Genomic DNA, 22,910 nt, shown 5'->3' with positions numbered 1-22,910 from the left:
ATACCGTCCACCAGCGCCAGAGAGCATCGTGCCGATAGACCAGAGGCCGACCATGCACTAACAAACTAACTGGACCACTCGGTGGGGGCAGACCACACTCTCGATGTATGTCAGCACGCCGATCGAGGCAGCCGCATTCATGGAGTTTTCTCCTAGGGGCAAGGGAAGCTTCTGAAGGTCATGCTTGATTAGCTGATCGTAGACACCGCGAGTATGCGCGTGGCTCAAGCTCTCCGCTGAGATATCGAGACCAACAATCCGAAATGCGCCATGGCGAGCCAAGGCTTGCCCGAAGAGGCCGGTGCCGCAACCGACATCGAAGACGGCGCTCCCGTCTTCAAGGTGCCGGGATAGCTTTTCAGCGGCGATGGAGGGCGCTTGGTAGTTCCAGGATCTAAGCGTCTCATCTTAAGTCGACGCCCAGTCGTCGTAGTAGTCAGACACTGCCCGAGGATCCGTTGTTCCGGTCTTGAGGTCGAATGCTTGCCCAGGCTTTGAGGGATCGGAGGTCATTCGTTCGGTCCTTCGGTCGGTTTGCAGCGACAATAGCGACACACGCGGCGGGCGACGCCTCAGCTCCCTCTGTCATGCGCTTGATTGTAGGGTCTGCGCATACGTGCTTAGAGCGGCAAAGCTGGCATTAAAGATTGATACCACAAGACGCAAAAAACTGAACCGCTGCTTCGAAAACCTGCGTCACAAAGCTGGTAACCTCCGCCCTGCTTAATACTGGCCGAGACCTCTCAACGAAAACTCCAAGGGTTCGTCGCAGCCGCTGATACGAAAAAGAAGTGCCCCGTAAGTCAAACTCATAGGGATCTAGGACGTCTTGCTTGCAGCGCTGCGTCCCTTTTTGACACCTTCCCGTCCCGTTCAGCGGCACCGAGCAAGCTGCACTGTGCTCTGAGGCGTTCGTCGCGCTCATCCCCCACCGTGCGCGAACGAGTTTTTAGCAGTGCTTGAGGGAACTTTCGATATCAGTGCACCTGTGGAGGCAGCAGTGCGTCATCGGCGTCGAGCGCGAGCGCAACGCGCCACAACGGTGTCTTTACGTAGTGTCGATCTTGGAGACGCTGTCTTGGCTCGGACACCTCAGCCAATAATCCCGCCTAATAGACGGGTTCCAAGACGCATTGGCGGAAGGCACTGAAGCCCGCCTGTCGTTGCCCTCTTCCGAGACAAGACCGTAAAGAAACTCGAACAAATCGCCTGCTCGTGCACCCTGAAACTAGCCTTAAGACTAAAGCTGTGGTCGAGCACTTGATCGGCCTCTTGTGACTGTTGCGACGGGGCCGGCGAAGCTGATGCCTTTAGCTTCCAATACGCTGACCCTAACATGTTCTCGTTAGGTGCGACTTGCGCGATTGAAGGTAAGCATCTAGACACGCTCAACAAAATTTTCTTGCAAAAATCTGCGCCGAGCTTAACGATTGTTGTCAGGCTCAAATGCGAGTCTAGAATCAAAGAGCAATAGGGCTCTTCAACTGCGGTGACCATGCCGCGTTGAAGGGCCTTTTTTTATTGCCAAATCGAACTGCTGTTCGAAACCAAGGGAGGAGGATGATTGATGAAACGTCGTGATTTTCTGGGCGGTGTAGGCGCGATAGGAACGGCCGGGCTGCTCTCGGCTCCTGCGCTGTTGACAACGACCCGCAGCGTCTTTGCACAAGGCACCGATATTCCTGTCGGTCTTCTGTTCTCGTTGACTGGTGCCGTCGCGGTGGTGGAAAGCACCCTGCATGACGCGGCACTCATGGCGATCGAGGAAATCAATGCGTCAGGCGGCGTTCACGGACGCATGCTTCGTCCAATCATCGAGGATCCGGCGTCCGATCCCGCGACCTATGCCGACCGCGCCCGCCGGTTGATGATCCGGGACGACTGCGTGAGTGTCTTCGGCTCTTACACCTCAGCCAGCCGTCAGGCTGTGCTTCCGGTCACCGAGCAGCGCAACAACCTTTACTGGTATCCTACTCTCTATGAAGGCCGCGAGTGCTCGCGCAACGTCATGTATGGTGGCGCAGTGCCGAACCAGCAGCAGGATGAACTCATCGCTTGGGCGATCGAGAATTTCGGCCCACGCTTCTACATGATCGGCAACAACTACGTCTATCCGAAAGAAGAGAATAACTACTGCAAGACGCTTCTCGAGAAGCACGGCGGCGAGGTGGTCCACGAGGAATACGTGCCTATGGGTCACTCTGACTTCAGCTCGGTCATTAACCGTATCCGCTCCGAGGAGCCGAACGTCATCTTCGCGACCGTCGTCGGCGACAGTGATGTGGCATTCGCCCGACAGTATCACGCTGCCGAACTTGATCCCGCAAAGATGCCGGTCATCAGCCTCACGCGTTCGGAGGTCGAAGTGAAAGCGATCGGCGGCGAGGCGGCAGCCGGGCACTTCTCCTCGGCGCCCTATTTCATGGGAACTCAGACGCCTGAAAACGAGCGTTTCGTGGAGGCCTACAAGTCGCGATACGGTGGCGATCAGGTCACCCACTTCGTTAGCGAAGCCGCGTATTTCCAAGTCTACCAGTTCAAGGCCGCGCTCGAGAAGCTTGATCCGGAGAATATCACACCTGAGGCCATCCGTGATGCCGCGATCGGCATGACGCTGAACGCGCCCCAAGGCGAAGTGCTGATAGACGAGAACCTGCACACCCATCTTTGGCCCAAGATTGGCCAGTGGCAGACCAACGGTCAGGCAGAGGTGGTCGTGCAATCGGAGAGCCGCATCGCGCCGCTTCCCTATGCGGCCTACGAAGGCCAGCGCTGCACCGGGCAGGGCCTCGTCCAAGGCTGAGCGCAGACAGCAACCATTCAGCAACCAATCAAAACGTAACGCCCGGCTCTGAAACAGGAGCCGGGCCAACGGAGAGGGTATTCCGGTGGACGTGATACTGAACCAGCTTTTCGCAGGTCTCAGCATGGCCTCGATCCTGCTGATGATCGCGCTCGGACTGGCGATCATCTACGGCGCGATGGGTGTCATCAATCTGGCTCACGGCGAATTCGTCATGCTGGGTGCATACGCGACCTGGGCGTTGCAGACCTTCGCAGGAATTAACATCATCCTGGCGCTTCCAATCGTCTTCGTCGCCGTGGCCCTGGTCGGCTGGATCATTGAAAAGGTCATTGTCCAGCGACTCTACCACAGGCCACTCGACACGATCCTCGCAACATGGGGCATTGGGATCATTCTTCAGCAGGTCGTGCGCCTTTCGGTTGGCGCCGAGTCCCGCTTTGTGAAAGGCCCTGACTTGCTGAGCGGCAACACTCAGTTCGGCGGCCTGATCATGTCAAATTATCGGCTGTTCGTGATCGCCTTCTCAATTGCGGTCCTCGCTGCGACCTGGGTGCTGATGACCCGGACAGAATTCGGGATGCGGCTCCGCGCCGTGATTCAGAACCGAGGAATATCGGAGTGTTACGGCATTGAGGCGAACAAGGTCTTCTCGCTTACTTTTGCCTATGGCGCGGGACTGGCGGGCATTGCTGGCGCGCTTATCACGCCACTCTTCAGCACGATCCCGACAATGGGGACAGGACTCGTGGTGGATGCTTTCCTCGTGGTGATCGTCGGCGGCCTTGGCAGCCTGCTGGGCGCTGCCAGTGCGGCAGTGCTTATCGGAGAGGCGACTGCGCTCTTCTCGATGCTTCTGAACGACACGCTCGGCCGCATTGCGGTGCTCGCCGGGATCATCGTTTTGATCCGTTTCCGCCCGCGCGGTCTCTTCCCCGCCAAAACGCGCCATTGAGGAGGATACGATGACAACTAGATTATTCTATGACCTTGCGGGTCTCGCACTCTTTGCGGTGGTGATCGTTCTCGGTGTCCCGGCGTTGATGGGCTTCGATGCGTTCGAACTCAACACATTTGCGCGTTATCTCGCTTTGGCGATCGTCGCGCTGGCTCTGGCGCTCTCGTGGGGTGGTGCCGGGCTGCTAAATCTTGGGCAGGCAGCGACCTTCGGCATGGGCTCCTATGCCATGGCGATGCACCTGAAGCTCAAGGCAAGTGGCGATGCCCTGCCAGACTTCATGGGCTGGAATAACGTTTCCGAGCTGCCGCTCATTTGGGTGCCGTTCCACTCACTCGCCTTTACGCTCATAGCCGGTTTGCTCGTCCCGGCCTTCATCGGCGGGCTGATCGCAATCTTTATGTTTCGGGCGCGTATCGCTGGCGTGTTCGTCGCCATTATCACGCTCGCCTTCTTGGTCGCTTTTCAGCTGGTGGTAATAGAGCAGCAGGGCATTACGGGAGGACAGAACGGCCTGACCGGTCTCGCACCGCTCGAACTGCCGGGCTGGAGCGTTGATACATACAGTCTGAGCTTCTATTACCTTGCAGCTGGCTGCCTGATGCTCGCCATTACGCTCGGCCTTTACATCACGCACAGCAAGTTCGGTCTGATCCTTCGTGCAATCCGCGAGGACGCCGACCGCACGCGTTTTTTCGGCTACAACGTGGCGAACTATCAAACGGCGATCTTTTGTATCTCGGCTGCCTTAGCGGGATGGGCGGGGATGCTCTACACGCTCGTTCTGGAGTTCGCTTCGCCGACCTACATGAGCGTGTCCTTCAGCCTCGCCATCGTCATCTGGTGCGCCGTCGGCGGACGAGACTCGGTGCTCGCTGCGGCCGTCGGCGCAATCCTTGTGAACCTTCTCGAGGGAAAGCTGTCCGACATCTACGTCGAAGGCTGGAACCTGATGCTGGGCGTCACCTTCGTGCTTGTCGTCATGTTCATGCCGCGGGGACTGCACGGGCTGCTCGGCGACCTGACCAACCTGTTTCGTCGCGGCGCGGGAAAACGGCGTGGCAACCGAAGTGCCCCCACCCAAACCGCCAAGACCGGACAGGAGCTTTGACGATGAGCCACCTACAAGTAACCGATCTACGTGTGGATTTTGGCGGCCTACGTGCTGTGGACGGGCTCACCTTTGGCGTGAAGAAGGGCGAGATTCTCTGCCTGCTTGGGCCGAATGGCGCGGGCAAGTCTACGACGCTCGACCTGATCTGCGGCAAGACGCAGCCCACCGGCGGTTCTGTTCGCTTTGAGGATGTCGAAATCTCGCGGATGTTCGAGTTCGAGCGAGCGCGTCGCGGCGTTGGGCGAAAGTTTCAGGTTCCGTCGGTCTACAAGGAACTGACCGTCGCCGAGAACCTGGCCGTCGCGCAATCACGCAAGCCAGGCATCTGGCACGCTTTGACGCGCCTTTCACACTCAGGTCGCGACCGGTTTGAGCCGATCCTGGAGAAGGTCGGCCTGGAGAAGCGTGCGGACGTGGTGGCCGGAAATCTCTCACATGGTGAGACGCAGTGGCTCGAGATCGCCATGCTGATTGCTCAGGACAGTCGGCTGATCCTCATGGACGAACCGACTGCCGGCATGACGATCCAGGAAACCGCGCGCACCGCCGAGATTTTCCGCACGCTCAGCAAGAGCCACACGCTCATCGTCGTCGAGCACGACATGTCCTTCGTTCGCACCGTCGCCGATCGGATCATCGTGATGAACCGCGGTGCGTTGCTCGCCGAAGGCTCGATCACAGAAATCGAGGCGAACGAAGACGTTAAGACAGCTTATCTGGGACATTGACCATGGAAACCATGCGAGCACAGGAGCTCCACTCCTTCTACGGGAAAAGCCCGGTCATCCAGGGCGTTTCTTTTGATCTGGAGCCAGGAGAGTTTCTCGCCCTCCTTGGGCGAAACGGCGTAGGAAAAACGACGCTGCTCAAATCTCTCATGGGGCTGACCGATGGATGCACCGGCGGACTCGTTTTCGGGGAAAGCAACCTGCTCAGCCTCTCCACGTCTCAGCGCGCCAAACTCGGTATCGCCTATATTCCGCAGGGCCGCGAGATCATCCCAGGCTTCACTGTGCGCGAGAACATCCTCATGGGCACCTTCGCCCGCGTCGACGGTCGTCGTGAGATCCCGGAATACCTTTTCGAGATGTTTCCGATCCTTCGAGAATTCATCGGTCGCAAGGGCGGAGACCTCTCGGGCGGGCAGCAGCAACAGCTTGCAATCGCTCGTGCGCTCGCGATGGACCCGAAGATTCTCATCCTCGACGAACCGACCGAGGGCATCCAGCCCAACATCGTCAAACAGATCGAGGAGGCGATCATCCGCCTAAACCGGGAACGCGGTCTCGGAATAATTCTCGTCGAGCAGAACGTGCCGTTCGCGCGGCGCGCCTGCGACCGCTTCATGGTGCTCGACAAAGGCCGCGTGGTCGTGAGCGGGCACAGCAAGGATCTCACCGACTCCGTCGTGGAGAAACACCTGACCTTCTGAAGGCAGGCCATCAGTCAGCAAAGAAAGGAAGACACATGAGACATGGTGACATTTCCAGCAGCGACAACACTGTCGGCGTCGCGGTCGTCAACTACAAGATGCCGCGGCTTCATACCAAGGCCGAGGTTCTAGAAAACGCGCAGAAGATCGCGGACATGCTCGTTGGCATGAAGCGCGGCCTGCCTGGTATGGACCTGGTGATCTTCCCCGAATACAGCACTCAGGGGATCATGTATGACCCCGACGAGATGATGGAGACTGCGGCCACGATCCCCGGTGAAGAAACCGAAATTTTCGCCGCCGCGTGCCGCAAGGCCAATACCTGGGGCGTCTTCTCGATCACCGGCGAGCGCCACGAGGAGCACCCGAAAAAGACGCCCTACAACACGCTCATCCTCATGAACAACAAGGGTGAGATTGTGCAAAAATACCGCAAGGTGCTGCCATGGAATCCGATCGAGGGCTGGTATCCTGGCGACAGCACGTATGTTTGCGAAGGTCCGAAGGGGCTTAAGGTCAGCCTCATCATCTGCGATGACGGCAACTATCCCGAGATCTGGCGCGACTGCGCCATGAAGGGCGCCGAGCTCATCGTCCGCTGCCAGGGCTACATGTATCCGGCAAAGGACCAGCAGGTCATTATGGCCAAGGCGATGGCATGGGCGAACAACACTTACGTCGCGGTGTCGAACGCTGCCGGGTTCGACGGCGTCTACTCCTATTTCGGGCATTCGGCGATCATTGGCTTCGACGGTCGCACCCTTGGCGAGTGCGGCGAGGAGGAGATGGGCATTCAGTATGCGCAGCTCTCAATCCCTGAGATCCGCGATGCCCGCGCCAATGACCAATCGCAGAACCACCTCTTCAAGCTGCTGCATCGTGGCTATACCGGGATCCATGCCTCGGGTGACGGGGACAAGGGTGTGGCGGAATGCCCATTCGAATTCTACCGCAACTGGGTCGAAGACGCCGAAAAGACGCGTGAGCATGTGGAGTCCTTTACCCGGACGACCGTCGGCGTCGCCTGCTGTCCCGTGGGCGGCCTTCCGACCGGCGCCAAGGAAAAGGAAGCGGACTGAGCAACGGGCTCGAGCCATGGGAGCGGCGCTACCCGCGCCGTTCCCGAATAACTACCAATACGGAAAAGCTATGCCCTTCTTGACGGATCGTCTTCACGAGACTGAACGCAGGCAACTGCTCGACTCGGCACTTGCCGATGAAAACGCGCGATCGACCGATATCACGCCTTCCACTTCAGCTGAGACAGGACTTCGTAGCCGGTTTACTTTTGACCTGGACCAAGTCGAAGCGGAATTGCGCGGAGCCATCATCGGGCAGGACGAAAGCCTCGAACAACTGCTCGAGATCCTGAAGGTCGTGCGTGCCGATATCGGTGATCCGCGTAAGCCTTTGGCGACGATCCTTTTCTGTGGTCCAACAGGTGTCGGCAAGACAGAGACCGTGCGCACTCTCGCCCGGGCGATCTATGGCGACGCGGATGCTTTCTGCAGGATCGACATGAATACTCTATCTCAGGAGCATTATGCTGCTGCACTTACCGGTGCTCCACCCGGCTATGTTGGCTCGAAAGAGGGCACCACGATCCTTGATCAGGAGAAGATAGAAGGGAGCCGCAGCCTGCCTGGTATAGTTCTCTTCGACGAGCTCGAGAAGGCCAGTAACGGGGTCGTCCTTGCGCTCATGAATGTCTTCGACAACGGGCTGCTGACGGTCGCCTCTGGGGAGCGGACGTATTCATTCAGAAATGCGCTCGTCTTCATGTCTTCGAATCTCGGTGCTCGGGAACTTATGGCCTTGGACGATCCACGGCGCGGCCTCGTCCGGCGTCTGCTGTCGCCCGGAAAGAGTCGCCGCGAGCACGCACATGAAGTCGTCATGAAGTGCCTGCTGGATCGGTTCCCGCCTGAGATGGTGAACCGCATAGACCATGTGGATACGTTCAACTGGATCCCGAAAGACAAGATGCCGGCATTGGTCGATGTCGAGATTGAGAGGCTCAATCGGCGACTACGTAAACACGAACTCGCTCTCGACATCGGTAGAGCGCTGCGGGACTATCTCGCTGCCGAGGGATACGACAAACAGTTCGGCGCGCGCGGTCTGCGTCGGTCGATCCGCAGGAACCTGGAGTTCCCGCTGGCAGGGTTCCTGCTGGACGGCCGACCGCCCACTGATGTGCGGTCGGATAGCGGGCTTTCGGTCATTTTGGCGGACCGGAGAGACGGAACTGTCCGCTTTGACTATAGTGAGTGAGGGCCGAAGTATTGCCAGATAATGCAGCCTGGAAGATCGGACTGTTGTTCTCCACCAGCGGAGTGACGTCCATCATCGAGCGGTCGCAACTCAATGGTGCACTCCTCGCGATAGATCAGATCAATTCCCGGGGCGGCGTCCTTGGTCGGAAACTGGAAGCAATCAGCTACGATCCCGGCTCAATTGTGCCGCGCTATGGCGAGCTGGCTGAAAAGCTCATCCTGGAGGACAAGGTCAGCGTGATATTCGGCTGCTACATGTCGTCGTCGCGCAAGGAAGTTCTGCCGGTCGTTGAAAGACGGAACGCGCTGTTCTTCTATCCGACGCTTTACGAAGGCTTTGAGTATTCCCCAAATGTGATCTACGGCGGAGCGTGCCCGAGTCAGAACAGCGTTCCCTTGGCCAACTATTTGATGGGTAATTACGGGCACCGGATCTTCTTCGTCGGATCGAACTATATCTATCCTCATGAATCCAACAGGGTTATGCGGAACGTGCTGCGTCAAGGTGGTGGTGAAGTCGTGGGCGAACGATACTTCGACTTGCAGGCTCGGGAATCCGATTTCCGGAATGTCGTCGAAGAAATCATGGAAGCGCGTCCCGATGCGATCTTCTCCACAGTCGTCGGTCAAGCCTGCATCGAGTTTTACCGCGCCTATCATGCCGCCGGCGGCGACGGACGCACCTGTCCGATTGCGAGCCTGACGACCAATGAGGGCGAGATCGCCGCGATTGGGGCTGAGGCATCGGTCGGCCACATCACCGCGGCACCCTATTTTCGGTCGGTTAACTCTCCTGCCAACCGCCGCTTTCTCAAGGCCTATGGCGATAAATTCGGTTCTACCAGCGACGTGACGAGCTGTTGCGAGGCCACCTACAGTCAGGTCCATCTATTTGCGAAGGCGCTGGAAGAAACCGGTGAAATGGATACGGACAATCTACGTGAAGCGCTGCTGGGGGCGACGTTCGACGCACCGCAGGGCCAGATCAAGATCGACCCCGACAACAACCACACGTATCTCCAGTCGCGTATCGCGATCGTCGATGAGCAAGGTGAGTTCGTCGTCGACCTTAAAGTGCGTCGCGCCTTGAAACCCGACCCATACCTTGTGTTCCCGGCAATCCACGACTGGAGTTTCCGAACGGACAAGGTTGCGGCCAGCGGCTCGCGAAATGCATGACCTGATCCGAGACCTCCGCGACCAGAACGTGCTTTTGGTTCATCCGCGGGAGCGAAGCGCGGATGAATTGCTACAGCAGGTCAACAGGATCGGATGCAGCTTTGACCATGTCTGGCCGCTGCCGCGGTCGCTTCCTGACAAGTCCGATATCGTATTCATCGACGTCACCGATCACAGCGCTGCCGAACTGAAGACCTTTCTCGACCGAAAAGACAGACCGGTCACGGTGATCGCGATCGTTGGTTACGAGAACCCGTCCATGTTGAATGTGATCCTCGAGATCGGCGCACATTCGGTATTGATGAAGCCGGTGCGTGCCGCAGGTGTCTTGAGCAGTATGATCGTCGCTCGCCGCTTCAGAACCGAGCAGGCCCGTTTTGAGAAAGACTTGTCGAAGCTGCGCGAGAAGCTGGATAATGTGCAGAAGGTGAATGATGCCAAATTCATTCTGATGCGTCATCGTGGGATTACGGAGCGTGATGCCTACGATCTCATACGCAAACAAGCGATGGCAAAGCGGACCACTACAACCGAGATCGCCCAGTCGATCATCAACGCGGAAACTATTCTGCGGGACCTTTAGATTACGTATGTGGCGTGGTCACCCCGAGTGCACCAGGCATAGCGGTCCAGCGTTCAGAAACTGATCCGCACCCGCCGACGAAGTATATGCCAGAGACCGGAAATGCGCGCAAAAGCGCGGGCTCAACCTTTTCCGAAATCCGGAGCAACATAAAAGGTCCGGCTCCCATGATCGAACGATTCAAGGATCTCTGTCCAAAGAAGCGGCGCACTTACGCCGTCATGCTCGAGCGTTTGATGGCGGTATACGACATGGAGCGGAATAAGCTGCTGGAGGGACTTGAGGCATCTGGCTGGGTCAGACTGCTCGCAAAATCGAAGATATCGGAGCCTCCGAGAAACGTCCAAAGAGCGCACAGGAGCGTCGCACAGCGCGCTCGGATCCTCTTTACAACCCCCAGCCCGCCTTTCCAGACACGGTAGTGTCCCAATGCTTGGTGTAGGAGGCCGCGCGCGGAGCCCCTGGCGTAGCGCAGCGCGCGGAGCCCCTGGCGTAGCGCAGCGCGCGGCCGGGTGTGACGCTGGCGGCCTCCTACACCAAGCATTGGGACACTACCCACAGAGCGTGCAGAAAGCTCATACAGCGTGATCTTTTCCTTCTCCGGCTGGGGGCGTGCCGCACGACAGAGATGCCTCCGTGCGCAGATTTCTCAGAGTGTGTTCTCTCAATAGATCCCGCGCGCTTCGCCTAGTAGCTAGGCGATTGCAGACATGCCGTCATCCGAGAGGTCATCATCCCATCCATGCCTGAGGACGTGCAGCTTGTTGGCTTCATCCGCGAACCACACGCGCAGCTTTGGCAAATGACCGGCCCGGTCCAGGGCCCGCAGTCGGAAATCCTTGCCCTCGAGATAGGCCCAGAGCTCGAATACGGCATAGTCATCTTCGGTAAACCGCTTTTCTACGTCCGCAATCGCGAAGTCCTCAAGATCATGGAACCACTCGCGAACCAGCATTCGCACCATGCCCTCAACCGTCGCCATGCTTCGCCGTCCTCTTAAGCAATATCGCAGCCCGATAAACTCAAAGCAGTGAATCCAGCAAAGATTATTTATGCATTGGAAAGAATGTCGCACCTGCGGTTGGTATCAGACTTGTGGGATACTACCGGGGTTGGCGTTTAAGAGCCTCATGGGCATGGGTGCGATCAGGTCGTGAGCGAGTCGATCTGAGGTTTCTAACTCCCAATCCTATTCGCAACCTCTTCACTGAACCAGCGGTGCAACTTGCCATCTCCCACCCTGCACTGAAGATCATGCAGCTCGCTGACGTGGTCTTCCAACGAAAGCCAGAAGCAGAAGTCGGAGTAGTCAACCTTGTCCAGTGAGGATGGCAGAAGCTCAGGTTTGCTTAGCCATTGGCGGATCAGCTCGCAGAACGATTTCTTCGTGTCAGTTGAGGGCATCAGTGAGGGACCAAAAATTGACTTAACGTCACAGAATCAACGGAAAGTCGCATGTAGGGGTTCCTGAAACTGCGAAACTGATGCGCGCGGGGAGGTCTCGAGATTTTTGAGGGCAGCGTGGGCGAGTGTAAACGTCCGGAGCCAGGCCTCATCCCTGACGTGCTCGACTTACAGTTGGAGTGCGTGTGCGGTTGATGGCCCCACACAATCTTTATGGGGAAGCTATCCCGACAACCTCAGCTTATGTCGCTCGCGCAGGTCCGTCTCGATCCGCTCAATTTTTGCCCGCTTCCGCATCCTAGGCCGCAACCGAGGGGCAATTTCGGTGAACTTGACTCGCAAGCCACCAAAGGCACTTTTGCTGCTATGGGAACAGATCGCACGCTGATACTCCTCGCAGTCGCATTCGCCGCGATCGCAATCTTCGCGATGGTGACCGCCTGATCAGCGTATTAGGAGCAACGCAAGCCGCTCCGTAAGCTTTATAACCGCTTTCTGGAAGAGAAGGAGAAGTGATGCTCAAGGTTGTCACCGGCGTTTGGGCGCTCCTTCTCGGCATCGTTCTGATCATGCTCGGCAACGGGATGCATTTCACCTTGATCGGTCTCCGGGGCGGAATCGAGGGGTTCTCTTCAACCGAGCTCGCCGTTGTCACCTCGGGATACTTTGCCGGTTTCTTGTTAGGTGCTCGCCAGAGCCCGGTCATGATCCGCCGGGTGGGGCATGTTCGAGTTTTTGCCGCTCTTGGCAGCTTCATGTCAGCCGGGCTCATCGCATTTCCACTTCTGACCGAGCCGTGGTCCTGGACGCTCCTGCGCATAATGATCGGCTTCTGCATGTCCGGGATCTATGTGACGGCAGAAAGCTGGCTCAACGATGCTTCGACCAACGAGACACGCGGTCAGGTCCTCGCAGCTTACATGATCGCGCAAACCCTTGGCATTATTGGTGCCCAAGGGCTTTTGAACCTAGGCGACGCAGCGAGCTCCGCACTATTCATCGGCGCATCGATCCTGGTTTCTGTCTCATTTGCGCCAATACTGCTGTCAGCGACCCCAGTTCCAGCCGCCGCCGTGACGCGACCCATGCCGCTGTGGGAGCTTTTCCGAGGTTCTCCCTTGGGCACGGTCGGCATCTTTCTGCTGGGAGGAGTCTACGCAACACAGTCCGGCATGGGTGCAGTTTTCGGCACCGAGATCGGGATGTCGGCGGCGCAGATCTCTCTTTTTGTAGCCGCACTCTTCGCCGGAGCCTTGTTGTTTCAATATCCAATCGGCTGGTTGTCGGATCGCATGGACCGTCGATTGTTGATCTTTGGGGCATCCGTGCTCGGTGCGGTCTCTTGCGGCCTAGCGTGGGCGTTCGGGAGCCAGCTTTGGGCTTTGATGGGTTTTGCGTTTCTCGCCGGCGGCGTGACTACACCTCTCTATGCCTTGTTTCTGGCTTACACCAACGATGCCTTGCCTAACGAAGACATGCCAGCCGCGTCAGGTGGACTGGTTCTAACGTTCGGGATCGGCGCCATTCTAGGACCCATAATTACCGGTTGGGCAATGGAGCGCAGCAGTCCATTCGCTTTCTGGCTGTCGCTTGGCGCGACCTTCGCTCTGATAGCGCTCTATGCCGTTTTCCGGATGACCCAGCGTCCTGCGCCAAGCGCCTCCGAGACAGACAGTTATCTCGGCGTGGTGCCCACAGCCTCGCCGGTCGCAGTCGAAGCGGCGGGTGCTTGGTCGCTTGAGAACGCCGAAGCTGAAGCAGAGGCGGCTGCAGAGGCTGAACAGGATAGTCCCACAGACATGGCCAGTGATCGGATAAAATAGACAGGTATAAGCTTTCCGCGGCATTTCGATTGCGTCTTTTCAAAGCCCTCTTCGGCCCGATCGTTCAGCCGGTCTGAGGTGGAGGCTTTAGGCGGCAGAGCAGGCCTTTGCTCTATTGGCACGATGCTGTCGAGCGGGGTCAGCCCAGGCTTCGGCGTCGGCTCGGTCCTCGGCGTGTTGGTCGGAGCATTCCTGAGCAGCACCACCCGCGGTGTCTTCAAATGGGAAGCCCGTGACGAACACCGGGAGCTCAGAAGGCAGATTGGCGGCGCCGCGTTGATGGGAGTTGGGGCAGTCCTGTTCTTCGGATGTAGCGTAGGATAGGGCCTCTCGGCGTTTTCCGTTGCCACAGTGACGGCGCCGGTGACGCTGGCGGCAATTTGGCTCGGCGGGTATCTCGGCCTGCGCGTCCTGATCGATGGACCGGCCTTTTCGCTTCTCGGGCGACGATCCGCAGCAGTGGGGGAGGTGCAGCATCATCGTGTTGTGGCGACGTCTCTCAAGTGCGACCGAGAGAGAGAGGTTGGAGCGGACCAAACTCCAAGGATTGCGCGCCAGGTGCGGACCGAAGTGCCCTTCCCTCCATAGCCAAGAATGACCTTACCTAGGACTTCGTGTATGCTCCGGGCGCTTAGTTTGCGGCAGCATGTTGTTTCGCTATGGGGAAGCATCGTTCAAATGGCTCACAGGGCGCGAGAGACACCCATACAAAGCGATCTCGAGCATTCGACGGTGAGGCGCGCCCTCGAGCAAGAGATGCTGCTGTAGACGGATTTCTCGGGGCGGCACAGGCTTGATAGCTCCTTTGTCCACTTGAGACCAAAGCGCCGCGCTAGGAATTGAAGCCTCAACGTGCCGAGGCGCCGCCCCGAATCCGATGCGCTGGAAAATCCAGCCACGAATGTCGGTCAAACGCCATTCTGTTTCACGCTCCCTACGCGCAGTCCTGCCTCTACGTCAACGAGCTGCACCCTCTTTTTGATGGAAGGTTAGAGCCCCACAGGCGCGACGGGCAACGGCCGAGATCCCTACGCGAGAGGGGATGAACGCGCGGGCCTCGATCCTTGACCAGATCAAGGTGCTCGACCGGCGCTTGTCTGCTATCGCCAGAGCAACGCCGGTGGTGCGACTGTTCATGACCGCGCCCGGCGTGGACGTGATCACGGCCTTGTCGGTTGCTTCTGTCTTCGACGATGCCTCGCGCTTCAGGCGTTCATCGAGCGTGGGGGCTTATCTCGGCCTGACACCCCGGCGTTACGAGTCGGGCGAGACCAGTCGCAACGGTCGCATATCCAAGCAGGGCAACCAGCTGACCAAGAAGCAGCTCTACGAGGCGGCCACCACCCTGCTGACGCGCAACCTGCGTTTCTCAACGCTGAAGGCATGGGGCCTGAAGCTGGCCAAGATGTCAGGCTTCAAAAAGGCACGTGTGACCGTTGCCCGCAAGCTTGCCGTCATCCTCCACGCCATGTGGAAGACAAACACCCCATTCCACTGGAGCGAGGTCGATGCATGAGAACAAGAGAGCATGACTGACTGACGACTTCACGAATGCGTCCTGCCGGGACGCGTGGCCAGGATCAGGCCGGCCCTCTGAAACGCGGCGCCTCGACAAGACGCAACGAAGATGACCGCGAGGGCCACTTCGGCCGATCCACCATCCGACGCCAACATGCAGCGACCCCGAGAGCGATCGACTGCGGAGAGAACCCTGAACCCGGCGAAGGCGCAGACCTGAAAGACAATCCTTGACCAGTGCGATTAGAGAACTTCAGCGGGGAAGGATCATTCTAGGGCGTCGGGTGACTGGCGGTCCATGTGTATTTGATGAACTCGATTGCGGTGTGTTGCTCATCGAGTCGTCTAGGCTTCTTGGATTCTATTCGCGCTTCTTAAACCGACGAAACCCGCTTGCCGTAGCAGTGCGACAATCGCAATAAATCATCATTCTCTTGACAGAATGCTGTTTATCCAAGAAAACGCACACACCGTATCGCCGGGAGGAGCCTCTCTGAGGTCGGCGAACGAATAGCCTCGAGGGGACCGGCCTCGCCGGAGCTCGAAAATTTAGGGGGGAAGCACTTGCTTGCGAAATCGAAAATCATCCTGACAGCCTCGATCCTGGCGGCTACGACAGCGTCGGCCGAGGATTACACCGTTGGAGCTCTGTTCCCGCTCTCGGGGGCAAATGCGATTTACGGCGAGATCTTCATGGCGGGCGCGGATCTGGCGGTTGAGCATATCAACGCTGACGGAATGGTCTCAGGAACTGTCTCTATCGCCTACGAAGACAGCCAGGCCCTGCCCCAACCCGCGATGGTGGGTATGACCAAGCTGGTGAACGTGACTGGCGTGCCCTACACGCTGTCCGCATTCACCGGCGTGTCCAAGGCCATCTCGACCCTTGGGCAGCGCAACCAGGTCGTCGTCGTGAACGGTGGCGGCGTAGGACCAGATCTCGCTGAGCTCGGTGAGTATTTCTGGAACGTCATTCCTCTCGCAAACCTCGAGGTCAGAGCTCTCGTTCCTTACGCGGTGAGCGAGCTCGCCCTGCCGAATGTTGCGCTCGTCTACGTCGATGATCCGCTCGGGCAAGCCATGGAAGCCGAGCTGGAAGCAGTTCTGCCGGAAGTCGGCGGGGAGCTGGTCGGTTCCTATTCGGTTCCAACCACGGCGCAGCAATTCTCTGGCATCGCCGCGCAGATCAGGTCCAGCGATGCGGATCTCGTCTACATTGCCAGCTACGGCAATCAGCAGGTGCAGATCGTCAAGCAACTGCGCGACAACGGAGTGGACGCACAGTTCGCATCCTATTCCGGATACACAGTGAACGACGCTTTGGAATTGCCCGAAAGCGAGGGCATGCTGGTGACCAGCCAGTCTGTCGATTTCGGAAGCGACAACCCGATGACCCAAAGGTTCGTCGAGGGTTTCCGCGAGAAATACGACCAAGAGCCGACCGCGTATAACGTGAACTACTACAACGCGACAATGCTCTTCGGCATTCTTGCAGAAGCTCTCGAAGCCGACGGCACGGAAGTCACCGGCGAAACGCTCCTTGCCAAACGGCGCGAGATGGAGAGCTTCGACCTGGTGGGCGGCACCGTGTCATTCCAGGACAACGGAACGCTTCTCTTCCCGATCGAGGTCAAGCGGATCGAAGGCGGCGCCACGACAACGATCAGCTCCGTCTCCTTCGAGTGAGTAGTATAAAAAGATGCTTGCCCTTCAGCTTGCAGTCACCGGTCTTCAGACCGGTGCGCTTTACGCCCTGACGGCGGTGGGGTTCTCGTTGATCTTCGGATCGACGAGAATCTTCCACTTCGCCCACGGCGCGACCTTCGCCATTGCCGCTTACTTCTTCTATTTCGTATTCCAAGCGGGGTTTGGAACAGTTCCCGCGATCCTCGGCGCTTCGGCGGGAGCCATCGCGTTCGGCCTTCTGATCTACTGGCTGGTTTATGTTCCGGTTCAGCGGCACGAGGGCTCTTTCTTCACCGTTTTCGTCGCCTCCTTCGGGGTCGGTATCGCGGTGCAGAACCTGCTCGGCATGGTGTTCGGACGCGGCTTCGTCACCGTCAATACGTCGCTGTCGCGGAGCTCGGAGATCCTGCCCGGCCTCTACGTCGCACCCTTGGCCTGGGTCGCAATCGCCTGCGCAATCGTGTTTCTCGGCGCGCTTCATCTGTTCCTACGACATACCCATACGGGCATGGCGCTCCGCGCTCTGAGCGACAATCCTGAACTGGTGCGTATCTTCGGCCTCTCGCCGCAGCGGATCAGTGCCATTGTCTTCGTGATCGGCTCCGTTTTGGTTGTTCCCGCAGCGATCATCACCTCAGCCACGACGGGCCTTAATCCGGCGATCGGACATCATGTGATGCTGATCTCGCTTGCAGCCTCGATCGTCGGGGGTATCGGGTCGGTCTACGGAACGCTCCTAGCCGGGCTCATTCTCGGCCTCGCCGAGAGCATGGCCCTGCTCTTCGTTGCCTCGCAATGGACCGAGGCTGTCACCTTCGCAATCCTCTTCGCTTTCATCCTCATTCGTCCCTCCGGTCTTCTGGGCCGAGCGACAGCGCACTGAGGAGAATGGACGCTCCATGGAAGCCTATATCTTCAATCTTCTGAATCTCATCGCGATCTACGGGATTCTCGCTGTCTCTTTGAACTTCATCATCGGCTATGCGGGGATTTACTCTCTTGCTCACGCCGTGTTCTTCGGTCTGGGGGCCTACACGTCGGCATGGGTCGGGCTGAATGTAACGCCGTCCACCTTTGTGACAATCCCGGCGGCGATGCTGGTTGCGGCAATCGTGTCGCTGGTTCTGGCACTTCCGGCCTTGAGGGTGAGAGGCGAATATTTTGTTGCCGCGTCGCTTGGCCTTCAGGTGATTGCCGTCACAGTCTTTTCGGAATGGAAGAGCTTCACAGGCGGTATCGGTGGCGTTCTTGCCATCCCGCCGGTGAACCTGTTCGGCGCAGAGATCTACCAACCAAGGGAATTCGCCATCGTCTCAGTGATCGCGCTGCTCATTGTGATTGCAATTACCCTTGCGCTCGTGCGCTCGAGCTTCGGCCGAAACCTCCGAGCGATCCGCGATAGTGAAAGCGCGGCAGCGAGCTTTGGAAAGAACGTCCCGCTGATCAAGACGGTCGCCGTGGTGATTTCCGCGGCCCTAGCGGCAGTGGCCGGCGCGCTCTATGCCAGCTTCATCAGCTTCATCAACGTGGAAAGCTTCATGCTCGACACATCGGTCTTGTTGATGGCGATGGTGATCATTGGCGGAACCGGCACGTTTCTTGGGCCGCTGGTCGGGGCTGCGTTGTTGCTGATCCTGCCCTCGGCAATCTCTTACCTCAGCTTCTTGCCGCAGACCGAGATCGGAGCCTTGCAGCAAATCATCTACGGGCTGGGCATGACGCTTCTGATGATCTTCCGGCCAGGCGGGATCGTTGGACGCAGGAGCGGGACATGACCAGCACGACCATCGCACATGGAGAGCCGCTCCTTCAGGTCCGCAATCTCGACAAGAGCTTTGGGGGCATGAAGGCCGTGGACGACGTGACGCTCGATCTGCGCGCAGGGATCGTCACGACGCTCGTCGGTCCGAACGGCGCGGGAAAGACAACCTTGTTCAATCTGATCACCGGAAACCTCGCCCGAGATAGCGGCGAAGTGGAATGGCTCGGTCAGGACATTGCAGGTGGCAAACCCCACCTCATCGCTCGGCGCGGTATCATGCGCACCTACCAGGACCTCCGTCTCTTCGACAGCATGAGCGTCTGGGACAACATCATGAGCGCCACGGAATACGGGTTGTTGCCGATGCCCATGTCGTCGGCTGCCCGGCACAGACGCAAAGAGAGAATTGAAGAGGTCCTGGAACGCACCGGCCTCAGCGACAAGCGTGACACTCGCGCGCTCGATCTGGCTTACGCAGAACGCAAGTTTCTGTCGATGGCCCGGATCATGGCCACCGAGGCGCGCCTCTGGCTGCTCGATGAGCCTGCGTCGGGCCTCGATCCAAATTCCTATGAGCGCTTTCTCAAGATCCTGCGGGACGATCGGGAGGCCGGAACCACGATTTGTATCATCGAGCACAACCTCGATATCGTCATCGGGATCTCCGATCGTATCGCGTTCCTTGATCGTGGTCGCCTCTTGGCGGATGCAGAACCAGATACGGTCCTCAACGATCCCGAGTTGGCCAAGATCTACTTCGGAGACCAATCATGACCCCGGTTTTGGAAACACGCGGTCTTGCAGCCGGGTATGGCGGACGCTCGGTCATCTCGGACATCAACGTGACACTCAACCCGTCCGAGGTGCTCTGCGTGATTGGTCACAACGGCGCCGGCAAATCAACGATGCTGAAGACGATGTTCGGCCTGATCTCGCCGGATGCAGGATCCGTCCACATCGACGGCGAGGACGTCACCAAGCTGAACCCGCGCGACATCGCCGAACTAGGCGTGGCGATGGTGCCCGAGGGTCGTGGCGTCTTCCCGTCACTTTCGGTCTCGGACATCTTTGCATTGGGCATGCATGCCGTCGGTGTGCCGAAGGCTGAACGGGCGGAACGCCTTGAATGGGTTCTTGGCATCTTGCCAGCGATCCGAGAGTTCATGGAGCGGCCAGCCTCAACGCTGTCCGGCGGACAGCAGCAGATGGTTTCGATTGGCCGGGCACTCCTGCCGCGACCCCGCATTCTGCTGATGGACGAGCCGTCGATCGGGCTGGCGCCAAAGCTCTTTCAGGACCTGCTTGCACCCGTTCGAAAGCTTCAGCAAGAGGAGGGCCTGTCGATCCTGCTTGTCGAACAGAACGTGCGCGAAGCGCTCAAGATCTCGGATCGGGCCCTCGTGGTAAAGTCTGGAGCGATTGCCTGGACCGGAGAGCCAGAGGAACTGGCAGATAACAAGCGACTGATCGAGCTGTATTGATGGATGAGCGAGTGACCTTCGATGCGCTTCTTGAAGCTCGCGCGTCCAACGAACGAATGCTTGTGGCACCTGATGGTTCGGTTCTGTCTGTGGCCGACTTCAAGACCCACGCAGGCAAGGCAGCCGCATGGCTGCGCGCGCAGGGGATCGAGCGTGGAGACCGGATCGCTCTCTGGCTTCCCAATTGTGCGGACTGGCTGGCGCTGTTGTTCGGTGCCGCGCGCATCGGGGCGATGATCGTCGCGATCAATACACGGTATCGAGCCGCCGAGCTCGATCATGTGCTTGGCCATTCCGGTGCGCGTATTCTGATCTTCGGCGGTGATGAGGCCCACAGCGATGTGCATGCGATCCTCGGTGAGGTAAACTTGGCGGCGCTCGGCGATCTCGAATGTCTCGCCAGTTTTCAGGCTCAGGAGCCGATCCAGGGAAGGAATATCACCACCGTCGATCTGGCAAGCGTCGAACCCGTCGGACCACAGGATGCGCAAGCGTCGGATCCGGTTCTCCTCTTCACGACCTCCGGAACTACGAGCAAGCCCAAGCTGGTGCAGCACAGCCAGGGCACTCTTTCAAAGCACGCGCGGAATTGCGCGGCCACCTTCGGATTTGACGCTCCGGATGCCACCTATCTTGCCGCCTTGCCCTTCTGTGGCGTCTTCGGATTGAACCCCTCGCTTGCGGCGATCGCGGGCGGAGCACCTATCCACGTATTGTCCGTGTTCCGCGATACGCAGGCGGTCGATGCAGCAAAGAAAAGCAAAGTGACACATTTCTTCGGCTCGGACGAAATGTATCGCCGGATATGGGAGCTAGACGCTTCCGCTTTTGAAAATGCGCGCCTATGCGGCTTTGCCTCCTTCACGCCCGGTCTGATGGGCGTGTTGCGCGACATGGCTGAGGCAGGGCTACCGCTTGCGGGCGTCTACGGAGCTTCTGAAGTCAACGCGATCTTCGCGATCCAGCCTTTGGACCTGCCACTCGAAGATCGAATGATGGGCGGCGGACGCATGGCCGGCAGAGGCGATCTGCGCGTTCGCGATCCGGAGAGCGGCGAGCTACTTTCCCAAGGCCAGGTCGGAGTGCTCGAGATTCGTGCCGAGACCAGTTTTACTGGTTATTTCCGCAATGTGGAGGCGACAGCCAAGGCGATCGACGAAGACGGATATTTCCGCAGCAATGACCTTGTCTATGAGCGCGAAGACGGCACGTTCGTGTATCTCGCCCGCAACGGCGAGTTCATCAGATTGTCTGGCTTCCTAACTGATCCCGCGGAGATCGAAGAGGTGATCGCCCGGGCACCTGGCGTCGCACAGGCGCAGGTCGTGGGGATCGAAATCCAGCGGAAAGTGCTTCCGGTCGCCTTCGTGATTACGGAAGATGACAGCAGCCTCGATGAAGACGCACTCTGCGCATTCACCGAGCCGCTGCTCGCCCACTACAAGATCCCTCATCGCTTCTTTTTTCTCGACGCCTTTCCGACCACAGCCAGTGCCAATGGCACGAAGATCCAGAGGGGCAAGTTGGCCGAGATGGCACGTGATCTCGTCAGCGACGGAGGCGCGCGATGAGCCGTTCGATGTATTACGACGATTTCGAGCCGGGGCAGGTCTTCACTAGCCAGGCCCGCACGATGACCGAAACCGATCTCACCATGTTTTCGATGCTCACTGGTGACTGGAATCCGATCCACAACGATTCCGAGTTTGCCGGTCAGTCGCGCTTCGGCCAAAGACTGATGCATGGCGCATTCGGTATCGGGCTGGGCCTGGGATTGATGCACACGCTCGGCATCTTTGAGGACAGTGCGGTGGCGTTGCTCGATATCGAAGGTTGGAAATTCGTCGAGCCGGTATTGATCGGCGACACTTTGCATCTGCGCCTCGAAATCATCGACAAGAGCTTGGGCAAATCTGGCAATACGGGGCGCATCGGTCGCAAATTCGAACTCGTGAACCAGCACGGACGCGCCGCCCATGTCGGGCGCGCGGACGTGTTGGTGCGAGTCAGGCCTGTCTCCTAAATCGAGCCCTCTGCCCTAGCCGCGGCGCCCGACCTTCGACATCCAAAGCGATTGGTTTTCGACGAAGCGTTGGTTCGGCATCTGGGCACTCCTCTCGCTTCCGAAGTGTGCCCGAAAATTCGCGGTCAGAACGGAACAGTTTCAGGGGTCAAGACCACCAACACGAGGGCGTGGATCGAAGCCCGTTCCGCCGGAAGAATACATATATTCTTCGCCTGTCGCCCTCAACCTGCGCATTTCAAAACCCGCCACAAATCAAGGACCCACCCGATCCTCATACAATCAATGCATCGACACATCAGATGCAGAGGATCGACATGACCCACAGCCCCACCGCCCGCCTGATTGCAGACGCTCTTGACGCTTCAGGGAAAACCCAACGCGAGGTAGCAGAAGAAGTCGGCTTCCCTCGGCAAAACGTCATCAGTATGTTGCGCTCGGGCGAGATGCGCTTGCCAATTGAGCGGGCCCCTGCCCTCGCTCATGCGCTCGGCATTGACGAGAAGACACTGATCCGCACAGCGATGACTGAATACATGCCAGAGACTTGGAATGCGCTCACAGGCGCGGGCTCAGCCTTTCCCGAAATCCTGATCAACGTGAAAGGACCCGCGCCAATGATCGAACAGCTCAAGGATTTCTGTTGAGACGTTTGCATTTCGGAGAGGTCACGAGGACGCCGTAGTGGAGCACAAAAAAACCTCCGAGCATCGCCAGCCGAGATCGAACGGAAGTCTCAATACCTCCACATCCAGCGCGCAATTAGCCTGAGCTGTCAACGGCGGAGTAATAACCGGCCACGTGGCGGCGCAAAACCAGGCCAGTGTCGGGGTGCTGAGCGCCATGGCGCGCGCGCTCCCCAAATAGC

23 protein-coding genes are annotated in these 22,910 nt (G+C 58.5%); 20 read left to right on the top strand and 3 right to left on the bottom strand.

Going from position 1 to position 22,910, the window contains the following annotated elements:
- Nucleotides 1-57: 57 nt before the first annotated feature.
- Complete coding sequence (locus BM171_RS18055; RefSeq protein ID WP_245760339.1) at nucleotides 58-369, bottom strand: class I SAM-dependent DNA methyltransferase; 312 nt, start codon at nucleotides 367-369, stop codon at nucleotides 58-60.
- Between the two features lie 1,198 nt (nucleotides 370-1,567).
- Here BM171_RS18055 and BM171_RS18050 point away from each other — a divergent pair.
- From BM171_RS18050 to BM171_RS18010, 9 genes are all read left to right on the top strand, one after another.
- Nucleotides 1,568-2,803 (top strand): transporter substrate-binding domain-containing protein, encoded by a 1,236-nt coding sequence (locus tag BM171_RS18050; protein WP_093015869.1) that lies wholly within the window; start codon nucleotides 1,568-1,570, stop codon nucleotides 2,801-2,803.
- Nucleotides 2,804-2,888: 85 nt separating this feature from the next.
- Nucleotides 2,889-3,758 (top strand): urea ABC transporter permease subunit UrtB, encoded by an 870-nt coding sequence (gene urtB / locus BM171_RS18045; protein WP_093015866.1) that lies wholly within the window; start codon nucleotides 2,889-2,891, stop codon nucleotides 3,756-3,758.
- 10 nt (nucleotides 3,759-3,768) lie between these two features.
- Entirely contained in the window at nucleotides 3,769-4,872 is a 1,104-nt protein-coding gene (gene urtC, locus BM171_RS18040) for an urea ABC transporter permease subunit UrtC (protein WP_093015863.1), read from the top strand.
- A gap of 2 nt (nucleotides 4,873-4,874) precedes the next feature.
- A complete protein-coding gene (gene urtD, locus BM171_RS18035; protein WP_139218750.1) occupies nucleotides 4,875-5,603 on the top strand; it encodes an urea ABC transporter ATP-binding protein UrtD in 729 nt (242 codons plus the stop codon).
- A gap of 2 nt (nucleotides 5,604-5,605) precedes the next feature.
- Nucleotides 5,606-6,307, top strand: coding sequence for an urea ABC transporter ATP-binding subunit UrtE (gene urtE, locus BM171_RS18030; RefSeq protein WP_093015860.1), 702 nt, complete (start codon nucleotides 5,606-5,608; stop codon nucleotides 6,305-6,307).
- A 35-nt stretch (nucleotides 6,308-6,342) separates the two neighbouring features.
- Nucleotides 6,343-7,386, top strand: a complete 1,044-nt coding sequence (locus BM171_RS18025; RefSeq protein WP_093015857.1) for an aliphatic amidase — start codon at nucleotides 6,343-6,345, stop codon at nucleotides 7,384-7,386.
- Nucleotides 7,387-7,456: 70 nt separating this feature from the next.
- Nucleotides 7,457-8,581 carry an AAA family ATPase gene (locus BM171_RS18020; RefSeq protein WP_093015872.1) on the top strand — a complete coding sequence of 375 codons (1,125 nt, stop codon included), beginning with the start codon at nucleotides 7,457-7,459 and terminating at the stop codon, nucleotides 8,579-8,581.
- Nucleotides 8,578-9,762: a transporter substrate-binding domain-containing protein gene (locus BM171_RS18015; RefSeq protein WP_281244608.1), complete on the top strand. Its 1,185-nt coding sequence runs from the start codon at nucleotides 8,578-8,580 to the stop codon at nucleotides 9,760-9,762. Before BM171_RS18020 ends, BM171_RS18015 begins: the two co-directional genes overlap by 4 nt.
- Nucleotides 9,755-10,345, top strand: a complete 591-nt coding sequence (locus tag BM171_RS18010) for an ANTAR domain-containing response regulator (RefSeq protein WP_093015851.1) — start codon at nucleotides 9,755-9,757, stop codon at nucleotides 10,343-10,345. Before BM171_RS18015 ends, BM171_RS18010 begins: the two co-directional genes overlap by 8 nt.
- A gap of 694 nt (nucleotides 10,346-11,039) precedes the next feature.
- On the opposite strand, the gene BM171_RS18000 is transcribed toward BM171_RS18010, so the two are convergent.
- Nucleotides 11,040-11,327, bottom strand: coding sequence for a hypothetical protein (locus BM171_RS18000; protein ID WP_093015845.1), 288 nt, complete (start codon nucleotides 11,325-11,327; stop codon nucleotides 11,040-11,042).
- Between the two features lie 937 nt (nucleotides 11,328-12,264).
- Here BM171_RS18000 and BM171_RS17990 point away from each other — a divergent pair.
- The 11 genes from BM171_RS17990 to BM171_RS17940 all read left to right on the top strand — a co-directional run bounded on the left by BM171_RS17990 (nucleotide 12,265) and on the right by BM171_RS17940 (nucleotide 22,689).
- Nucleotides 12,265-13,572, top strand: coding sequence for an MFS transporter (locus BM171_RS17990; protein WP_093015839.1), 1,308 nt, complete (start codon nucleotides 12,265-12,267; stop codon nucleotides 13,570-13,572).
- 123 nt (nucleotides 13,573-13,695) lie between these two features.
- The gene (locus BM171_RS19295; protein WP_425438964.1) at nucleotides 13,696-13,896 is read left to right on the top strand and encodes a YeeE/YedE thiosulfate transporter family protein; all 201 of its coding nucleotides are present in this window, start codon (nucleotides 13,696-13,698) and stop codon (nucleotides 13,894-13,896) included.
- Between the two features lie 718 nt (nucleotides 13,897-14,614).
- Entirely contained in the window at nucleotides 14,615-15,088 is a 474-nt protein-coding gene (locus tag BM171_RS17980; protein ID WP_245760336.1) for a transposase, read from the top strand.
- 566 nt (nucleotides 15,089-15,654) lie between these two features.
- Entirely contained in the window at nucleotides 15,655-16,776 is a 1,122-nt protein-coding gene (locus BM171_RS17975) for an ABC transporter substrate-binding protein (protein WP_093015836.1), read from the top strand.
- Between the two features lie 13 nt (nucleotides 16,777-16,789).
- Nucleotides 16,790-17,659, top strand: a complete 870-nt coding sequence (locus BM171_RS17970; RefSeq protein ID WP_093015833.1) for a branched-chain amino acid ABC transporter permease — start codon at nucleotides 16,790-16,792, stop codon at nucleotides 17,657-17,659.
- Nucleotides 17,660-17,675: 16 nt separating this feature from the next.
- Nucleotides 17,676-18,551, top strand: a complete 876-nt coding sequence (locus BM171_RS17965) for a branched-chain amino acid ABC transporter permease (protein WP_093015830.1) — start codon at nucleotides 17,676-17,678, stop codon at nucleotides 18,549-18,551.
- Nucleotides 18,548-19,312 (top strand): ABC transporter ATP-binding protein, encoded by a 765-nt coding sequence (locus tag BM171_RS17960; protein WP_093015827.1) that lies wholly within the window; start codon nucleotides 18,548-18,550, stop codon nucleotides 19,310-19,312. The genes BM171_RS17965 and BM171_RS17960 overlap by 4 nt, the downstream gene beginning before the upstream one ends.
- The gene (locus BM171_RS17955; protein ID WP_093015824.1) at nucleotides 19,309-20,019 is read left to right on the top strand and encodes an ABC transporter ATP-binding protein; all 711 of its coding nucleotides are present in this window, start codon (nucleotides 19,309-19,311) and stop codon (nucleotides 20,017-20,019) included. The genes BM171_RS17960 and BM171_RS17955 overlap by 4 nt, the downstream gene beginning before the upstream one ends.
- An 11-nt stretch (nucleotides 20,020-20,030) precedes the next feature.
- Nucleotides 20,031-21,590 (top strand): AMP-binding protein, encoded by a 1,560-nt coding sequence (locus BM171_RS17950; RefSeq protein ID WP_175497628.1) that lies wholly within the window; start codon nucleotides 20,031-20,033, stop codon nucleotides 21,588-21,590.
- Complete coding sequence (locus BM171_RS17945; RefSeq protein WP_093015818.1) at nucleotides 21,587-22,042, top strand: MaoC/PaaZ C-terminal domain-containing protein; 456 nt, start codon at nucleotides 21,587-21,589, stop codon at nucleotides 22,040-22,042. The genes BM171_RS17950 and BM171_RS17945 overlap by 4 nt, the downstream gene beginning before the upstream one ends.
- A gap of 317 nt (nucleotides 22,043-22,359) precedes the next feature.
- Nucleotides 22,360-22,689 (top strand): helix-turn-helix domain-containing protein, encoded by a 330-nt coding sequence (locus BM171_RS17940; protein ID WP_093015815.1) that lies wholly within the window; start codon nucleotides 22,360-22,362, stop codon nucleotides 22,687-22,689.
- A 21-nt stretch (nucleotides 22,690-22,710) separates the two neighbouring features.
- Here BM171_RS17940 and BM171_RS19140 read toward each other — a convergent pair.
- A partial coding sequence (locus tag BM171_RS19140) for a hypothetical protein (RefSeq protein WP_217646758.1) occupies nucleotides 22,711-22,910 on the bottom strand: 200 nt, incomplete at its 5' end.

The sequence above is a fragment of the Roseivivax halotolerans genome, from assembly GCF_900115815.1.
Taxonomy (GTDB): Bacteria; Pseudomonadota; Alphaproteobacteria; order Rhodobacterales; family Rhodobacteraceae; genus Roseivivax; species Roseivivax halotolerans.
Note: the sequence above shows the minus strand (reverse complement) of the source record. Positions and strands in the feature narration are given on the sequence as shown.